Below are 16,887 nucleotides of genomic sequence, written 5' to 3' on the forward strand. Positions count from 1 at the left end.
GCGGGTGCGTGCGGCGCGGTTCATAGGCCAGACCCTTCTTTCAAACCGAACAGGCGTCGCAAGCCGCTGCTGATGCGTCCGCCCATACCGCTGGCGGGCGCGGCGTTCTGGGTGGCAACGGGCAGGCCCGCCGCGACCTGGGCCAAAGTCTCCGCGCCCAGGCGGATCAGCTTGATGCGCTTGCCGGTATCGCGCTCGACGCGATTGGCCATCTGCACCGCGAGCATCGAATGTCCGCCCAGTTCGAAGAAGTTGTCGTCCGGACCCGCGGGCAGGCCCAGCAGTTCGGACCAGATCTGCGACAGGTAACGGACGCGAGGGTCGGCTGCCGCCCCAGTCGCGCTCGGAGCAGGCACGACGGCCTGTTCCTTATCGACTGGCAGCAGCAGCGCGTTGCGGTCGATCTTGCCGTTGGGCAAGAGCGGAATCTCTTCAAGCACGACGAAGTGCTGCGGCAACATGTAGGCCGGAAGCAGTTCCCGTAGGTGCGCGCGCAACGCCGCCTCCTCGATGGTCGCGCCCGGCGCGGCCACCAGATAGGCGACCAGACGCTGGTCGTTGGCGCGATCCTCGCGCACGATCACGAGCGCGCGCGCGACTTCCTCGCGCGCGGCCAGATTGGCCTCGATCTCGCCCAGTTCGATGCGATAGCCGCGCACCTTGACCTGGTGATCCAGACGCCCCAGATGCTCGAGATTGCCGTCCGCGCGCCAGCGGCCGCGATCGCCCGTGCGGTACAACAGGGCCGCGCCGTCCGCCTGCGCTGCATCGGCGAACGCCGCCGTGTAGCGATCGACCACGAAGCGTTCGGCGGTCAGCTCGGGGCGTTCCAGATAGCCCTTGGTGACGCCTTCGCCGCCTATGCAGATCTCGCCCGGCACGCCGTAGGGGCACAGCTCGCCATGCGCGTCCACGATCCACACGCTGGTGTTGCCTATCGGCCGCCCGATATGGATGTCGGGCGCTTGCCCGGCGGGGGCCGGGACGATGCGCGCGCAGGTGGACCACACGGTGGTCTCGGTGGGCCCGTAGACGTTCCACAAGGATCCGCAGCGCGCCAACAGCGACGTGGCCAGATCCAGGCCCATCGGTTCGCCACCGCACAGCGCCTTGAACCCCGGCGCGCCGCGCCAGCCCGCATCGATCAGCAGGCGCCAGCTCGACGGCGTGCCCTGCATCACCGTCGCGGCGCTGCGTTCCAACAGCGCGCGCAAGGCGACGCCGTCGCCGGCGGTTTCGCGATCCGCCAGCACGATCTGCGCGCCCACCGCCAACGGCAGCAGCAATTCCAGCACCGCGATGTCGAACGACAGCGTGGTCACCGCCAACAGCCGGTCCTGCGCGTCCAGTCCGGGCTCGCGACGCATGCTGTCGAGGAAGTTGGACACGGCCCGATGCGGCACGATGACGCCCTTCGGACGGCCGGTGGATCCCGAGGTGTAGATCACGTAGGCCGGATCCTCGGGCTGCGCGGCGTGCTCGTCGCGACCCGGCCGCGTCGCCTCCGCCGTCGCGAACAGGGACGCATGCTCGTCGAACAGCAGCACCGGCCTGCCGCGCAAATCGAAGCGGGCGGCGTGCTCGCGCGTGGTCAGGAGCAGCGCCAGTCCGGCGTCGGCGGCCATGTAGGCCAGGCGCTCTGCGGGGAACTGCGGATCCAGGGGCACATAGCCCGCGCCGGCCTTGAGGATGCCCAGCAACGCCGCCAGCATGTCCGGGCCGCGATCCAGGGCCAGACCCACCAGCGCGCCGCGACGGACGCCATGCCCGCGCAGCACCTGGGCGATGCGATTCGAGCGCGCCTCCAACTCGGCATAGCGCAACGACACCGGACCTGCGCGCAACGCGACCCGGTCCGGCGTGCGCTCGCATTGGGCCTCGAAGTATTCGTGCATCCTGCAGGCGCGGTCGTAGGCGATCGCCGTTGGCTGCAACGAGGCCAACTCCGTACGCGCCTGCGCGTCGACCAGCGGCAGGCTCGCCAGATCCGCCGTCTCCCGCTCCACCGCGGCGCGCAGCAGGGTTTCGTAGGCGCTTAGCCAGCGCTGGATGGTTGTCGCGTCGAACAGGTCGCGGTTGTATTGGCATTCGAGCCGCAAGCGACCGTGGACCTGCACGGCGTTCACGAACAGCTCGAAGGTTTCGAAGCTGCGCGGATTGCTGTCGAACTCCATGGACACGCCGTGAAACGCGGCGCATTCCTGGTCCATGGCCTGGTCGAGGTTGAACAGCACGCTGACCAGCGGTATCCGTGCCGGATCCCGCCGCAGCCGCAGCTTCCTGAGCAGCGTGCCGAAGGTGTAGCGCTGGTGCTCCAAGGCATCGAGCAACATGGCCTGCGCGTCGTCGATCGCCTGCGCGAACGACTGGGCGGATTCGAGCTCGAAGCGCAGCGGCAGCAGATTGACGCAATGCCCCACCAGGTGGTCGGCGCCGCAGACCGCCTGCCCCGCGGCGGGAATCCCGACCACCACTTCCGATTGCGACGACAGGCGCGACAGCAGCGCGGAAAAACCCGCAAGCAGCGTGGCGAACATGCCGACGCCACGGGCCGCGCCGGTCTGCCGCAGCGCATCGAGCAAATCGGCATCGAGCACGTGATCCAGTCGGGCCGAGGCGAAGCTGCGGTTCGGCGGCCGCGGCCGATCGGTGGGCAGCTCCAGCACCGGCGCACCCTTGGCGTAGCGCGAGAGCCAGTAGGCCTCGTCGGCGAGCTGCGCCGCGTCGCCCTGATGCTCGGCTTCCGCCAATGCGTAAGCGACGAACGAGGAGGCTTCGGGCAGGCTCGACGCCGGCGTTCCGAAACGCTTTCCGTACAGGGCGCCCAGCTCGCGCACGATCGCCCACCACGACCATCCGTCGCAGACGATGTGATGGGCGGTCAGCAGCAGCAGATGCTCGTCCGCCGCGAGGCGCAGCAGCTGCGCGCGAAACAGCGGCCCCTGGTCCAGCACGAACGGCGTTTCCACCGCGAGCCGGATGCGCTCGTCGACGGCCGTCCGTCGCGCGATCGGGTTCAGCGACGCCAGGTCTTCGACCGGTAACGGCAAGGCATGGCGCTCCAGCACCCGGAAGCTTGCGCCGTCCGGCCCGATGCTTGCGCGCAGGGATTCGTGCCGGTCCACCAGTTCCTGCAGCGCCTCGCGCATGAATTCCAGATTCAGCGCGCCGCGGAACTGCAGCGATACCGAAAGATTGAAGGCCAGCGACGCTTCCCGCCCGAGCTGGTCGGCCAGCCAGATCTCGCGCTGCGGCTCCGTGGTCGGCGCCACGCGCGCGCGGATGCCGCCGCCGAACGGCTCGTAGCCGGCTCGCGACGCCTGCGCGACTTCGTCGCCGGGCACCACGGATGCGGGCAGGTCCCTCACAGCGGCAAGCTCGGCAAGCCGCGATGGCGGCGAAGGCATCGGCGCCTTCGCGGTTTCCGCCTCGGAGGCCGCGGCCGGCGGCACCGGCGTGCCCGCCGGCTCCGCCGGCAACTGCGCGTCCAGCATCGTCGCCAGGCGACCCAGGCTGCTGCATTCGCTCATCAGCTGCCGGAACGTCAGTTTGACCGCGTAGGCCTTCTGCAGACGCAGCGCGACCTGGGTCAGCATCAGGCTGTCCAGGCCAAGCTCCATGAAATTGGCTTCGTCGTCGGCCTCGGACAGGTCGAATCCGACCACGTCCTCGAACAGGGCCGAGAGCTGCGCGACCAGCCGCGCATGGCGATCCGGTAGGGCCGCGGTGGCCCGCACGGTCGCGTCCTCGGCGGCGGGTACGGGCGCAAGCGCCTGCGCGAGATTCGCGCCTGGGAGCGCGACGACATTCGAGGCCGCCGCGGCCTCGACCCAGTAGCGCTGCCGTTCGAACGGATAAGTGGGCAGCAATACGCGCCGGCGCGTAGGCCGACGGTCGAACGCCGCCAGGTCGATCGCGATACCGCGGCACCACAACTGGCCCGCCGCGGCGAGGATGCTGGCGACCTCGGTCGCGGGGTCGTCGGCCAGCGACGGCACCGCCGTGGCCTGCTGCTTCGACATGGCCGGATGTTGACGCGACAAGGCGCACAGGGTGGCGCGCGGGCCGGCTTCCAGCAGCACCCGCGACGGCGTGTCCAGCACCCTGCCCACCGCCGCGGCGAAGCGAACCGGCTCGCGCAGGTGCGAGGCCCAGTAATCGGGGGACGTGGCGGATGCGGCGTCCAGCCAATCGCCGGTCGCGGTCGAGACGATCGGGATCAGCGGCGCCGACAGCGTCAGGGCGGCGACTTCGGCGCGGAACGGCGCCACCACCGGCTCCATCATCCGCGAATGGAAGGCGTGCGAGGTGCGCAGAGCACGGCAGGCCACGCCCTGCGCTTCGAGTTCGAGCTGGAAGCGCGCGATCGCGTCGAGGGCGCCCGATACCACCACGCTGCCCGGCGCGTTCTCGGCGGCCAGCGACAGATCGGCGGGCAGCCTGGCCAGCAATGCGTCCAAGGGCAGCCGGACCGACAGCATGGCGCCTGGCGGCTGCGCCTGCATCAGCGCGCCGCGCCGCGCGACCAGGTTCAACGCATCGGCCAAGCCGAACACGTCGGCCAGCGTCGCGGCGACGAATTCTCCGACGCTGTGTCCGATCATCGCCGTCGGCACGATGCCGTGGCTCATCCACCACTGCGCGATCGAGTACTCGATCGCGAACGTCGCCGGCTGCATGATCGCGGTCGGCAGCAGCGCCTCGGGGTCGTTCGAGAACACGCGCTCGCGCAGGTCGAAGCCGAGCTGCGCGAGCAAGGCGTCCGCGCAGGCGTCGAATGCCGCCTGGAACGCCGGCTGGGTGTCGTACAGGCCGCGCCCCATGCCTGGATAGGTCGCGCCCTGTCCAGGGAACAGGAACACGACCTCGCCCTGCCGCGCCGGCTTGGCGCGCGCGGCGGCGACGGCGATGTCGGTGCTGCGCAGTTGCGCCACCGCGGCGGCGGCGTCCTCGGCGACCACCACGATGCGATGCGCGAAGGCTTTGCGGCCCAGCGCGAGCGTCCACGCCGCGTCGGCCAGGTTCAGGCCAGGCGCGCCGTCGAGATGGTCGGCCAGGCGCGTCGTCGCGCGCGCCAGCGCCGTCGGCGTGCGTGCGGACAGCGCCAGCAGTTGCGGCCCTCGCGCCGGGTCCGACGGCGGCCGGCTCGGCGCCTCCTCCAGCACGACGTGCGCATTGGTGCCGCCGACGCCGAACGAACTCACGCCTGCGCGACGCGGCGTGGCGCCGGCCGGCCAGTCCGTCAGGGCGTCGTTGACGACGAAGGGCGAACCGGCGAAATCGATGACTGGATTAGGCGACTTGAAATGCGCGGTCGCCGGTATGCGCTGCTCGGCCAATGCCAGCGCGGTCTTGATCACGCCGGCCGCTCCCGCGGCGATAACCAGATGGCCGACGTTGCTCTTCACCGATCCGATCCGACAGAAGCCGCGCTCGTCGGTGCCCCGGCGGAATGCGCGGGTCAAGCCCTCGATTTCGATCGGGTCGCCCACCGGCGTGGCGGTGCCATGGGTTTCGACATAGCCGATGCTGCGCGGATCCACCCGCGCCCGATCGTGGGCCATGGCGATGACCGCCGCCTGGCCTTCGCTGCTCGGCGCGGTGAAGCTGGCCTTGCCTGCGCCGTCGTTGTTGACCGCGCCGGCGCGGATCATCGCGACTATGGGGTTGCCGTCCGCCAGGGCATCGGACAGTCGCTTGAGCAGCACGATCGCCGCGCCATCGCTGAACACGGTGCCCTGTGCGCTCGCATCGAACGGCCGGGTGTGGCCGTCGGGCGAGAGCATCGATCCTTCCTGATAGAAGTAGCCGCTGCGCGGCGGGCAGGTGACGCTGATGCCGCCGGCCAGGGCCATGTCGCAATGGCCTAGCGTCAGACTGTCGACGGCCTGGCAGATCGCCACCAGCGAAGTCGAACAGGCGGTGTGCACGCTGACCGCCGGGCCGGTCAGGTTGAGCTTGTGCGCGACCCGGGTGGCGATGAAATCCTTTTCGTTGTTCAGCATCACCTGGAAGGCGCCGACCTTGTCGACCAGTTCAGGGTGCGCGGACACGTGCCGCTGGAAGTAACTGGCATTGAACATGCCGCCGAACACGCCGACCGGCGCCGCGGTCGCGTCGGGCACGTGGCCGGCGCGTTCCAGACATTCCCAGGCCAGCTCGAGGAAGATCCGCTGCTGCGGGTCCATCAACTCGGCTTCCTTGGGGCCGATACCGAAGAACGCCGCGTCGAACTGCTCGACGCCGTCGATCACGCCGCGCGCCGGCACGTACGCCGGATCGTCGCGATCCTGCGCGCTGACGGCGGGATCCAGTTCCTCCGGGGCGAAGACGGTGATCGAATCGCGCCCCTCGCAGAGGTTGCGCCAGAACGCCTCGACGTCCGCGGCGCCGGGGAAGCGTCCGGCCATGGCCACGATCGCGATGGGCTCGGCGGCGTCCCCATGCGCCTGCATGCGACGGGCCGACGCATAGCGCGCCGGAGCGATGTCCGTCGCGTCGCCGCCTGCAAGCGACGCGGCCAGCAGGGCCGGCGTCGGATAGCGGAACAGTTGCGCGGTCGGGATGGCGACGGCCGGCGTGCCGGCCTGCTTGAGCCGCTGCAACAGCCTGGCCGCCGACAGCGAATCGCCGCCCAGCTCGAAGAAGTTGTCGTGGCGCCCGACCTGATCGACGGCGAGAGTGTCGCCGAATGCGGCGCACAGCGCAGCCTCGAGCGCGCCGATCGCGGGCTCGAACGCATGCGCGAGCTCGGGGCGCTGCCGAGCCGGCGCCGGCAGCGCGCGACGATCGAGCTTGCCGTTCTCGGTCAAGGGCAACGCCGCGAGTTCGACGAATACGCTGGGAACCATGTAGTCCGGCAAGGCCGTCGCGAGATGGGCGCGCAGGGATGCCTGGCTAGCGCGCGCCTCGGCGGGCACGACATAGGCCACCAGCCGCGCCTCGCCGCCGGCGCGATCGTCGGCTGCGATCACGGCGCAGGCGTGGACGCACTCGTGCCTCGCCAGCACGCTCTCGATTTCGCCGGTCTCGATGCGAAAACCGCGGATTTTGACTTGATGGTCGCTGCGACCCAGGTACTCCAGATCGCCGTCGGCGAGCGGACGGGCCAGATCGCCGGTCTTGTACAGGCGTACGCGCTCGCCTTCGGGCGAGGTCCAGTCGAAAAACCGCTCGGCGGTCAACGCCGGGCGATTGAGATAGCCGCGGCTCACGCCGGCGCCCGCGACATGGATCTCGCCGACTTCGCCGACGGCGACCTGTGCGAGTGCGGGATCGAGCACATACAGATGCAGGTCGGGGATGGGCTCACCGATCACGCTGCCTGCGCTGCGCTCCAGATCCGCGCGGGTTATCGGCCGGTAGGTGACGTGCACCGTGGTTTCGGTGATGCCGTACATGTTGATCAGGCGTGGCGACCGGTCGCCGTGACGCTCGAACCACGGCCGCAGCATCTGCAGTTCCAAGGCTTCGCCGCCGAACACCACATAGCGCAGCGCCAAGCCGGAAGGCTCGGTCGCCGACGCGAGATCGGCATGGATGAGGCCGCGGAACGCCGACGGCGTCTGGTTGAGCACGGTCACGCGCTCGCGCAGCATCAGCGCATGGAACGCCTCCGGCGATCGGCTGGTCAGGAACGGCACGACCACGACGCGGCCGCCGTGGATCAGCGCGCCCCATATCTCCCACACCGAGAAGTCGAAGGCGTGGGAATGGAAGAAGGTCCACACATCGTCGGGGCCGAACTCGAACCTGGGCCGGGTCGCCAGGAACAGGCGCGCGACGTTGGCATGGGTGACCTGACAGCCCTTGGGCAGGCCGGTCGAGCCGGACGTGTAGATGACGTAGGCCAGATGCTCGGGCCGCGCCAACGGCTCGGGATCGTGCACGGGTTCGGCGGCGAATTCGGACCAGTCGCCGTCCAGCATCAAGGTCGTCGCGTCGGTCGCGGGCAAGGTCAGTCTCTGTGCCGACGAGCTCAGCAGCACGGCGGGACGCGCGTCCTCGAACATGAACTGCACGCGATCGCGCGGATAGGAGGCATCGATCGGCAGATAGGCCCCACCCGACTTCAGGATGGCGAGCAGCCCCACCACCATCTCCAGCGAACGTTCCAAGCCGATCGCCACCAGGGTCTCCGGCCCCACCCCGAGGGAGCGCAGGCGATGGGCGAGTTGGTTGGCGCGATGGTTCAGTTCGCGATAGCTCAGGCTGGCGCCGTCGCAGCTGACCGCGATGGCGTCCGGGCGCGCGGCGGCCTGCTGTTCGATCAGTTGCGGTATGCAGACGAGCGGGCGGGAGGGCGCAGAACCATCGGATAGCTTGTTCATACCCATGTTTTCCCTGCCCGCGCTCGCGGCACCTGGCGATCCCACCGTGATGACATCCCAGTCGTATCCCCTGGCCTCCGCACCCGGCAGGGCAAGGATCGCGCGTCGATGTCATGACAAACGCCGTGAGGGTGGTCATGCGGCCATGCGCGAATCGCAGGCAAATCGCTACCCACGCCCGCTGCGCGCGTTACGATAGGAAGATGGGAGGTCTCCGATGAAAGCCGACCTGACGCTGCTGTACTCCGAGTTGGGGCTGAGGCCCAACTGCAGTCTGGAGGAGCTCCAGCTCGCCTATCGCAGGCGGATTTCCGAGCTGCACCCCAGGCGTCCGGGCGCCAAGCCGCCATTGCAGGATTCGGCTTACCTGTGCGACCTGATCGGTCTGTACACCACGGCCACGCGCTTCCATCGCCGCTACGGACGTCTGCCGGGAGAAGCCCCGCATCGGATCGGCGGCGGCCCGGCGCATGGCGGCTTGTCGCGGGCCCATGCCGCCGGCAGCCCGCGCCCTTTCGAACATCGGCCTTCCGAGTTCCGTCGTTCCGAGCACCATTATTCCGAGCAGGGTCCGCCCGCGCCGGCGCGGTTCGCCCTGGTGCTGGCCATCGCCTTGCTGATTCTCCTGTTCGCCGTGTTGGCGCTCGCCTCGGGAGAATGGCTGAGGTAGCGGGCCCGGCCGCGCGTCCGCGCCCGCTCGCGTCGATGCGCACCAAACGCGGTGGCGGCCGTGCTGTCCGCAGGCACCGCCCGGGCCCGTTTTCCAGGAGGTGGGCGCACCGGCACCCGTCACGCACAGGCGACTGATCAGACGATGGACGCCAGCAAGATCCCGCTCACCCCCAGTGCCATCGCCTGGCCGCTGGCCGCCGCCACGGCTCTGCTCGTGGCCGCCAATCTGGGCCTGCAGGCCTATCGGCTGATCGCGCACCAGGAACATGTCGTCGGCCTGGCGATGCTCAGCATGGACGGAGAAAACAATCTTCCGGCCTTGTTCTCGACCCTGCTGCTGTTCGGCGCCGCGCTGATCCTGACGCTGATCGCCGTGCTGGAACGACGCCACCAGAGCGCCGATGTGTCGAAATGGGCCCTCCTCGCCGCCGGCTTCGCGCTGATGTCCCTGGACGAGGCCCTGTCCTTCCACGAAAGAACGATCGCGCCCTTGCGCGCGCTGCTGGGCGGCCAGCACCTGGGCATCTTCTTCTTCGCCTGGGTGATACCCGGCATCGCCCTGGTCTGCGTGCTCGGCGCCTACTTCCTGCGCTTCCTGCTGCGCCTGCCGCGCAGGACGGCGATCGCCTTCGTGATCTCCGCCGCGATCTATCTGGGCGGCGCCCTGGGCGTCGAACTGGTCGAGGGATGGTGGCGCGAGGGACACGGGCACAGGAACCTCGTCTATCACGCACTGGTCAGCCTGGAGGAAGGCATGGAGATGGCGGGCGTCATCGCTTTCATCCACGCGCTGCTGAGCTATATCTCGCAACGCTACGGCGAGGTGCGGTTCGTTTTCGCCGGTGCGCGCCACCACGCGGCCGCATCCGGGCCTGCGAGCCGATCACGGTAATCTGCGCCGGCACAGGCCGCAGGCGTCAGCGCGAGCCGCGGCGGAACAGCACCACCTCGACCGTCTGCAGCAGGATCAGCAGGTCGAATACCAATCCGTGGTTCTTCACGTAGAACAGATCGAAGGTCAGCTTCTCCTCGGCGTCCCGTACCGATGCGCCGTAGGGATAACGCAGCTGCGCCCAGCCGGTCAGGCCCGGTTTCACGCAGTGGCGCACGTTGTAGTAGCGCACTTCCTGGTTGAGCATGTCGACGAACTGCGGCCGCTCGGGCCGAGGGCCGACGAAGCTCATTTCCCCGAGCAGGATGTTGAACAGTTGCGGAAGCTCGTCCAGGCGCGACAGGCGGATGATCCGACCGACCCGGGTGGTGCGATCGTCGTTCTGGGTCGCCCATTTCGCCACGCCGTCGGCCTCGGCGTCCACGCGCATGCTGCGGAACTTGATCAGCTCGAAGCTGCGACCGTTCTCGCCGATGCGCGTCTGCCGGTACAGCACCGGACCGCGCGACTCCAGGCTGACGCACGCCGCCACCAGCAGCATGAAGGGCCAGGCCACCAGCAACAGGGCGCATGCGGCGGCTAGGTCGAAGAAGCGCTTGTTGAGGCGGCGCGGCATGGAATGATCGAAACCGCCCGAAAACGCCAGCCACGACGGGTCGGCCACGTTCAGCTTGACCATGCCGGCCTCGCGCTCGAAGAACGTCGACAGATCGGTCACGGTGACTCCGCGCTGCGCGCAGGTCAGCATTTCCTCCATCGGCAGCGCGCCGCGCCGCTCGTCGGGCGCGACCACGATCTCGTAGACGTGCAGCCACTCGGCGATCTCGGACAGTGCGAAATCCGTGCTGAGCAGCAACTTCTCGGGCACCAGCACGGGCTGCCCCGGCACCGGCACGAAACCCACCACCACGAAGGATCTGCGGTCGGCTCCCCGCCGCATGCGACTGTTGATGAGATCGGCGTTCTTGCCCGCGCCGAACACCAGTACCCGCCGCCGGAACACATCGGTCTTGAACACCCGTTCGACGATCAGGCGCAGCGCGATCACCGCGACCAGGCCGATCGCCAGCGCCATCGCCAGCACGCCGCGGCCGATGTAGGCGGCGGGCATCAAGTAGTACAGCACCAGCAGGGCGATGCCGCCGAACGCGAAGGACAACACCAGCCGGAGCAGGAACTCCATCCGGTTGTGGCGCACGTGCACCTGGTACAGGCCGAAGGCCACCATCGACACCGTGATGAAGGCGGCGAACACGAACGCGCGTACCGGCGCCCATTGGAAGGAACTGATCAGACCCTGCGATCCCATGAAGCGCAGCCACGCCGCGATCGTCACCGACAGGATCAGCAGCCAGGTCTCGCCCAGCCATAGCAGCAGCAGTGCGCGGCTTTTGCGACTGGCCAATGCGATGCTCATGGCGCCACCCGCCTTCCGTGCGGCGCACGCGACGACGAATGCCCCCTGTCTGGTTCTCGCGCTGGACTAGGATCGAAGCGAGGAAACGCTACCGGGTGATCCTTCATTACGCTGTACCTGCCGATGCGTAGCCCCCACTCCTGGCTACCCCGTTTCCGGGCAAAGGACGCTCGCTCTCCAAACGGGCTGGCTTGACCGAGACAACGAAGGAATCGCGGCGTTCCGGCCGTCGCGGGCGCGCAGCGCTTCGATTCGACGCGAGCGCCGCGAGCCTCGGCGCATCAACGCGCCGACGTTCGCCGGTCCTGGGAGCCGCTTGCGGCATCGTCGCCCGGGCGGTACTCGAGCCGCAGCCAGACATGGCTGGGACGATCGTAGAGCGCGGTGACGGCCAAGGGCATGCCGGGGCCATAGGGGTCGGGGTAGACCGTGCCCAGCGCATCGATCCGCAGCCGCTGGCCGTCGTCTTCGACGCTGGAAACCCGGTCGAGCCGGAGCTGGGCCGACGGCTTGCGCAGCGCCTGGGCCAGATCCGCGCTCAGCATGGCCTCGAGTTGCCGCACCAGACGCGGGTCGTTGGGAACATCGCGCTCTCCCGCCGCGACCGGGTCGATGCCGATATCGGGGCGTCCCAACCTGCGCAGGCGGGCGTCGTAACGCACGCCGAACCGAAAGCCGATCCAATCCTGTCGCCCGACGATCTGGGCGGCGCCGCTGCCGCGAATGGCACGCTGATCGACGTCGATCGCCCGGACCTCGACGAGGTCCAAACGCAGTTCGACGGCGCGCCCGCCCAACCGCAGCGAGATCGCGTCGATCAAGGGACCGGCGATCGCGTCGCGGATGCCCTCGGTCGCGGCCGTCGTAGCGGAACCGCCCAGCGCAGGCGTCGACGGGTCCGGTCGGCCCGCCGCTTGCGATGCCGGCTGCGCAGCCAGACTGCCGCCGGCCCAGGAGCAGGCCAGGAGCGCGGCGGCAGCGAATTTCTGATGCATGACTTCAACCACAACGCGATCCCGCGGCGCTTACGGCCCCCGGAATGCCGCGGAATGCGGCGAGCGTCGGCAGCGCGAGGCTTGCACCCCAGGCCTGCGAAGTTGGGTCGCGCGGCCGCTGCAGGGCTGCGCGCCCGTGGTTTGCGGCACTGCCCGCAAGCGCAGTGTCGCCGCGCTTACTTCACCCCGGCCGCCGACCATGCGCGCGCGACCGCGCGCGCTTCGGCCGATTTGACGCCATACAGCGCCTCGGCGGCGCGGATCGTGGCCGCACGCGCCTGCGGATAGGTCAGCTGCGAGGTTTTCTCGGTGGTGGCCAGCCGATACCAGATCGCGCCGGCCTTCGCGCGGCCGATGCCCACGATCGCGGTGTCGCCGTTGCAGACCAACTGATCCGCACTGAGGCCGGAGCCGGCCGGCGCCGTGGCACCCTCGGCCAGCAGGTAGAACGCCCGATTGCCGATGCCCGAGGTGTACTCGCCCGAGTAGGCCGGGGACTCGTCGTTCGGATCGAAACCGCGCGCCGGGTAGCAGACGAAGGATTTCCCGTCCAGATTCTGGCGGTACATGTGGCGCAGGCCGCCCGGATAAGCCAGCTCGCCGATCACGTAATCGCCCGGATCGTTGGGGTGAGCGGCATGGAATTCGATCAGGGTGCCGAAGACGTCGGCGATCGAGCTGCGCACGCCTTGGCTGTCGCCCCTGCCGGGATCGGGATCGGTGTTGTAGACGATATTGGCCGCGTACATGCTGCCAACGATGTCCAGGGTCGCCAACGGTTCGATGCCGGCGGCCGCATCGCCGATGCCGAGCAGCACGGTGGTGCCCGACCAGTACGAGTAGCCGGTCGTCTTGCGCCCCGGTGCCAGGTCGACGACATGGCTGTACACGGTGGCTCTGCGGTTGCGCGCGTCCAGGCCGTTGCGTGCGTGGACGAGCTTGAAGTAATCCCAGCTGCGCTGCATCGCGTAGTAGGCGTCGACGCCCATGCTGGACAGGCTGGCCGCGCTGCCGTCGCCGAAGCTGGTGGTGGGGCTGACGAACTGCTGCGGCCCGCGATAGGTCGCGTAGTACCGGTTGAAGCCGCCGCCGTCGGAGCTGCTGATGCCGTTGCGGGTGTTGTCGATGAGCTCGTAGCCGAAGCCGGCGGTGTACTGCACGGGAATGGGCAGCGTGCCGTAATGGACACCGTGACCGGTGCCGGACACCACCGAGCCGTTCGGCTGACTGGCGTTCGATGTCGCCGGCATCAGCGCGGCGAGGGAGAGCGAAACAGCGATCGCGACAAAGCTAGGGCGCATGACCGTTATCCTCGAAATGGTGGGAAGAAGTGCCTTCCGCGTGCCGCCGTGCAAGCCCGGCGGAGCCATCTGCCGGCAGTTAGATACGGCGGTTCGAAAGCGACGCCACCCTAGGTGTCGATCCCGCGCCGGGCCGCGCGCACTGCGCACATTCGAGCGGTCGCGCGTCACAGATGAGCGAGCCGCGTCGAAGCGGCGTCACAGTTCGCGATGCGCGTATCCGGACAATCGATCGACGACGCGTCGCTGCGCCCTCCACGGCAATCAGTGTTTTTTGTGACGCGAAACGCGACGACCCTGCAGGCTGGACTGCGCGTGGACGGTTGTGGCGTGCGCGGCGCTTTCGATCGGTCAATGGGCGCGCAGCGCGCGCACTCACCCTGCCTTCGGCAGGCCGCGGCGCGCGCCTAAACGGGCCGAGCCCGGGGTCGCTCGCATCGCAGCAACGCCGTGCCGCCGATCCGCCCCAGGCCCATGCGGCGCAAGGCCGGCGCTGCGCGGCCGGTCCCGCCCGCGGGGTCCGGATTCGCAGCCGATTCGCGCCAGAGGCCCCCACCACGCCCCCATTCGGCGATCATGTCGCTTTGGGCCGCCCGCCGCGACGCCACGCGCCGCCGCGCCGGCCAGAATAAAACCCCAGGATTTTCAATGCGTTCCAGCGACAAAGCCGTCGATAGCAAGGCCGTGGACGGCCACACCCCGTTGATGAAGCAGTTCTTCGCCGCCAAGGCCGAGCACCCGGATGTGCTGCTGTTCTTCCGCATGGGCGACTTCTATGAGCTGTTCTACGACGACGCCCGCAAGGCCGCGCGCCTGCTCGACATCACCCTGACCCAGCGCGGCAACTCGGCCGGCCAGCCGATCCCGATGGCGGGCGTGCCGCACCACTCGGCCGAGGGCTATCTGGCGCGCCTGGTCGCGCTGGGCGAGTCGGTGGCGATCTGCGAGCAGATCGGCGACCCGGCCCTGGCCAAGGGCATCGTCGAGCGCAAGGTGGTGCGCATCGTCACCCCGGGCACGGTCACCGACGAGGCCCTGCTGCACGAACGCCGCGACACCCTGCTGCTGACCATCGCGCGCGGCAAGCACGGCTACGGCATCGCCTGGGCCGATCTGGCCGGCGGCCGCTTCCTGGTCAACGAAGTGGCCAGCGAGGATGCGCTGGAAGCCGAGCTAGCGCGCCTGGAACCGGCCGAGACCCTGATCGCCGACGAAGACGGCTGGGCGCCGTTCGTGTCCGAGCGCAGCGGCCTGCGCCGGCGAGCGCCCTGGCTGTTCGACGTCGACAGCGGCCGCCGCCAGCTGCTGCGTTTCTTCGGTCTGCACGATCTCAGCGGCTTCGGCCTGGAAGACCGCCCGCTGGCGATCGCCGCGGCGGCCGCGTTGTTGGGCTATGTCGAGGAAACCCAGAAGCAGCGCCTGCCGCACCTGACCTCGATCGCGGTCGAATCCGGCGACGGCGCGATCGCGATGAACGCCGCGACCCGCCGCCACCTCGAACTCGACAGCCGCATCGACGGCGACAGCCGCACCACCCTGCTGGGCGTGCTCGACAGCACGGTCACGCCGATGGGCGGGCGCTTGCTGCGGCGCTGGCTGCACCGCCCGCTGCGCGACCGCCCCACCCTGCGCCTGCGCCACCAGGCGGTGGCGACCCTGATCGATTCGCGCGCCGGCGACGGCGTGCGCGAGCGTTTCCGCGCCCTCGGCGACCTCGAGCGCATCCTCTCGCGCATCGCCCTGCGCAGCGCGCGCCCGCGCGATCTGTCGACCCTGCGCGACGGCCTGGCCCTGCTGCCCGACGTGCGCGCCCTGCTGGCGCCGCTGGACGCGCCGCTGCTGGCCGAACTGGCCGCCGAACTGGGCGAGCACGCCGAGCACGCGCATCTGCTGGCCGCAGCGATCGTGCCGCAGCCGCCGGTGCTGGCGCGCGACGGCGGCGTGTTCGCCACCGGCTACGACGCCGAGCTCGACGAACTGCGCACGCTGTCGACCAACGCCGACCAGTTCCTGGTCGACCTGGAAGCGCGCGAGCGCATCGCCAGCGGCATCCCCACCCTCAAGGTCGGCTATAACCGCGTCCACGGCTACTACCTGGAGGTCAGCAAGGCCCAGGCCGAAAAGGCGCCGACCCACTACACCCGCCGCCAGACCCTGAGCAACGCCGAGCGCTACATCACCGAGGAACTCAAGCAATTCGAGGACAAGGTGCTGTCGGCGCGCGAACGCTCGCTCAGCCGCGAGCGCCTGCTCTACGAACACCTGCTGGATGCGCTCAACGAGCGCCTGGCCCCGCTCAAGCGCTGCGCGGCCGCGTTGGCCGAACTCGACGTGCTGTGCGGCTTCGCCGAACGCGCGCAGGCGCTGGACTGGTCGCCGCCGGAACTGCGCGACGAACCCGGCCTGCGCATCGAGCGCGGCCGCCACCCGGTGGTCGAGGCCGTGCGCAGCGAGCCCTTCGAGCCCAACGACCTGATCCTGGACGAGGCCAACGGCCGCCGCATGCTGGTCATCACCGGCCCCAACATGGGCGGCAAATCGACCTACATGCGCCAGAACGCGCTGATCGTGCTGCTGGCCCACATCGGCAGCTTCGTGCCCGCCGCGCGCGCGGTGCTCGGCCCGATCGACCGCATCCTGACCCGCATCGGCGCCGGCGACGACCTCGCGCGCGGGCAGTCGACCTTCATGGTCGAGATGAGCGAGACCAGCTACATCCTGCATCACGCCAGCGACCAATCGCTGGTGCTGATGGACGAGATCGGCCGCGGCACCTCGACCTACGACGGCCTGGCCCTGGCCGAAGCCTGCGCGCGCCATCTGGCCGAGCGCAACCGCGCCTACACCCTGTTCGCCACCCACTACTTCGAACTCACCGCCCTGGCCGAACCCGGCAGCGGCATCGCCAACGTGCACCTGGACGCCGTCGAGCACGGCGAGCAACTGGTGTTCATGCACGCGGTCAAGGACGGCCCGGCCGACCGCAGCTTCGGCCTGCAGGTGGCGGCGCTCGCGGGCCTGCCCAAGTCGGTGGTCAAGCAGGCGCGCGGGCGCCTGATCGAACTCGAACAGCAGGGCCGCGACACGCCCACGCCGTCCTTCGCCCAGGCCGCGCTGGATCAGCCGCAGCAGTTCGGCCTGTTCGCGCCGTCCTCGGCCGCGCTGGATGCCTTGGCCGCGGTCGACCCGGACGAACTGACGCCGAAGCAGGCGCTGGAGGCGCTGTACCGGATCAAGGCGCTGACCTGATCGCGCGCGCGCCGCAGAAGCGCGCACGCGA

At 69.4% G+C, this 16,887-nt stretch carries 7 protein-coding genes; 3 read left to right on the forward strand and 4 right to left on the reverse strand.

All coding sequences use genetic code 11. From position 1 onward, the window contains the following. Window positions 1-20: 20 nt before the first annotated feature. Window positions 21-8,330 carry a non-ribosomal peptide synthetase/type I polyketide synthase gene (locus ASE43_RS04460; RefSeq protein ID WP_162258748.1) on the reverse strand — a complete coding sequence of 2,770 codons (8,310 nt, stop codon included), beginning with the start codon at window positions 8,328-8,330 and terminating at the stop codon, window positions 21-23. A 217-nt stretch (window positions 8,331-8,547) separates the two neighbouring features. Between ASE43_RS04460 and ASE43_RS04465 the strand changes: the two genes are divergently transcribed. Continuing rightward, window positions 8,548-9,000, forward strand: coding sequence for a J domain-containing protein (locus tag ASE43_RS04465; RefSeq protein WP_056175764.1), 453 nt, complete (start codon window positions 8,548-8,550; stop codon window positions 8,998-9,000). Between the two features lie 51 nt (window positions 9,001-9,051). Then, window positions 9,052-9,894: a hypothetical protein gene (locus ASE43_RS04470; protein ID WP_162258749.1), complete on the forward strand. Its 843-nt coding sequence runs from the start codon at window positions 9,052-9,054 to the stop codon at window positions 9,892-9,894. A 25-nt stretch (window positions 9,895-9,919) separates the two neighbouring features. Here ASE43_RS04470 and ASE43_RS04475 read toward each other — a convergent pair whose 3' ends face one another. The 3 genes from ASE43_RS04475 to ASE43_RS04485 all read right to left on the reverse strand — a co-directional run bounded on the left by ASE43_RS04475 (window position 9,920) and on the right by ASE43_RS04485 (window position 13,607). Then, window positions 9,920-11,311 carry a TIGR03013 family XrtA/PEP-CTERM system glycosyltransferase gene (locus ASE43_RS04475; RefSeq protein WP_057159586.1) on the reverse strand — a complete coding sequence of 464 codons (1,392 nt, stop codon included), beginning with the start codon at window positions 11,309-11,311 and terminating at the stop codon, window positions 9,920-9,922. A gap of 281 nt (window positions 11,312-11,592) precedes the next feature. Next, the gene (locus tag ASE43_RS04480; RefSeq protein ID WP_057159587.1) at window positions 11,593-12,306 is read right to left on the reverse strand and encodes a hypothetical protein; all 714 of its coding nucleotides are present in this window, start codon (window positions 12,304-12,306) and stop codon (window positions 11,593-11,595) included. Between the two features lie 176 nt (window positions 12,307-12,482). Beyond that, a complete protein-coding gene (locus tag ASE43_RS04485; protein WP_162258750.1) occupies window positions 12,483-13,607 on the reverse strand; it encodes a M4 family metallopeptidase in 1,125 nt (374 codons plus the stop codon). 648 nt (window positions 13,608-14,255) lie between these two features. Here ASE43_RS04485 and mutS point away from each other — a divergent pair. Further along, window positions 14,256-16,856, forward strand: coding sequence for a DNA mismatch repair protein MutS (gene mutS, locus ASE43_RS04490; RefSeq protein ID WP_056175779.1), 2,601 nt, complete (start codon window positions 14,256-14,258; stop codon window positions 16,854-16,856). The last annotated feature ends 31 nt before the right edge of the window (window positions 16,857-16,887 follow it).

The organism is Lysobacter sp. Root983 (assembly GCF_001429345.1).
In the GTDB taxonomy this organism is placed as follows: domain Bacteria; phylum Pseudomonadota; class Gammaproteobacteria; order Xanthomonadales; family Xanthomonadaceae; genus Lysobacter.

What these genes read in the sequence shown, in the direction of transcription:
- ASE43_RS04460 (WP_162258748.1), bottom strand. Translation starts at nt 8,330, where the DNA reads ATGAACAAGCTATCCGATGGTTCTGCGCCCTCCCGCCCGCTCGTCTGC.
- ASE43_RS04465 (WP_056175764.1), top strand. Translation starts at nt 8,548, where the DNA reads ATGAAAGCCGACCTGACGCTGCTGTACTCCGAGTTGGGGCTGAGGCCC.
- ASE43_RS04475 (WP_057159586.1), bottom strand. Translation starts at nt 11,311, where the DNA reads ATGAGCATCGCATTGGCCAGTCGCAAAAGCCGCGCACTGCTGCTGCTA.
- ASE43_RS04480 (WP_057159587.1), bottom strand. Translation starts at nt 12,306, where the DNA reads ATGCATCAGAAATTCGCTGCCGCCGCGCTCCTGGCCTGCTCCTGGGCC.
- ASE43_RS04485 (WP_162258750.1), bottom strand. Translation starts at nt 13,607, where the DNA reads ATGCGCCCTAGCTTTGTCGCGATCGCTGTTTCGCTCTCCCTCGCCGCG.
- mutS (WP_056175779.1), top strand. Translation starts at nt 14,256, where the DNA reads ATGCGTTCCAGCGACAAAGCCGTCGATAGCAAGGCCGTGGACGGCCAC.